At 59.1% G+C, this 1,417-nt stretch carries 1 protein-coding gene; it reads right to left on the minus strand.

The features are described 5' to 3' along the window. Positions 1–31: 31 nt before the first annotated feature. Positions 32–1,309 carry an ISL3-like element ISAar15 family transposase gene (locus ACT3TP_RS18645; protein WP_013348066.1) on the minus strand — a complete coding sequence of 426 codons (1,278 nt, stop codon included), beginning with the start codon at positions 1,307–1,309 and terminating at the stop codon, positions 32–34. Positions 1,310–1,417: the final 108 nt, after the last annotated feature.

Below are 1,417 nucleotides of genomic sequence, written 5' to 3' on the forward strand. Positions count from 1 at the left end.
GCTCTTAAAAGTTAAGCGTGGTGCAGGATGTTCAGCACGGCCGTAGGCCCGCCGTGTACAACAATATCCGAAGCCGATAATGACCATGATTCCGATAGCCTCGACCGATGCGTTTCAGGTTCTTCGCCGTCAGGTTCGCCGCCTCGCTCCGGGCGTTGGTCAACCTCGTTCGTACGAACACCAGCAGCTCCCGCCGCCAGGCGGTCAACGTGCGGAACAATGTTTTCGCCTCGGTCATTTTTGTGGCCTTCACTGATTTCTCCAGCACCGCCCACCGGGACTGGAATTCATGGATATCAGCGGTTTTCAGCAGTTGCCGCACGTGTTCCTTGATTCCATAGATCACTCCGAGTTCCGGGTCTGATTCAAGGATCAGCTTCAGCCGTTCCACCTGCTTGATCGACAGGTTCTCTAAGTTGCAGGTTAGTAGCTTCCGGTACTTGTAGGCCGGATCCGTGGCCCTGCCACGGCGTTCGTGCACTTCGTGGGAACGGCGGCGGCGGACCTGGGTGATCATCAGATTCGCCCGGGCGATCACGTGGAAATGGTCCACGCTGACCTTCGCCTTGGGCAGATTCTCACGCACCGCTTTGCGGAACTCGGCAGACATGTCGATCGCGACGTACTGCACCCGTTGGCGCCAATACCGTGGCCGGTTCTTCAACCACTTCTTTACCGCTGTTCCGCGGCGTCCGTCCACGATATCCAGGATCTTTCCGGTGTCCAGATCGGTGAAGACGATGGACCACGGCTCAATCCGAACGACTTTCCCGGTCCGGCCAAGGGCGTAGCGGACTTTGCGGAACCGGTGCTCATCGATGCCCAGGCGCCGGATGAACATCCGGTCCACATTCCCGACGAGTTCACCGACGGTGGTCAGTCGGGCCATGACCGTTGGCCATGACACCCCATGCGCTGCGGCGACCCGGGACACGGCTCGCAGTTCGCAGCTCATCTCGTCCACGAGCCGTTGGGAGAGCCTGGTGGTGATCCGTGCGCGGAAGGGCAGTTGCTCGGTGGTTTGCACGAACGAACGGCGTTCGCAGGCAGGTTCTTGGCAGGCCATGCGGCGTTTGCGTACCAACACCTGCAGGTCGTCGCCGCCGGCGGGCAGGTCCTTGACCTGGTGCACCGGCCTTGCTTGGATTCGGGTAGTCAGTACCCCGCAGGAGGGGCAAGCGGCTTCGGTTTCGATGGGCTCAACAAGTACCTGCCGTCCGGCAAGTTCCTGAGTCACGGTGATGACGCGGTAGTCGGTGAGGTTCAACAGAATCGACGCAGCATCGATTCGGCCGGTATCCTTGATCACGGCTCGTAGTTCCTTGCGTATGAATTGTTTTAGTCAACATCCATTTTCGCAGAAGGGACTGCGAGCCTTACTTCTTTTTCGGGTCACCACGCTAAAAATCGAAGAGCC

The organism is Glutamicibacter sp. AOP38-B1-38, assembly GCF_052377485.1.
Classification (GTDB): Bacteria; Actinomycetota; Actinomycetes; order Actinomycetales; family Micrococcaceae; genus Glutamicibacter.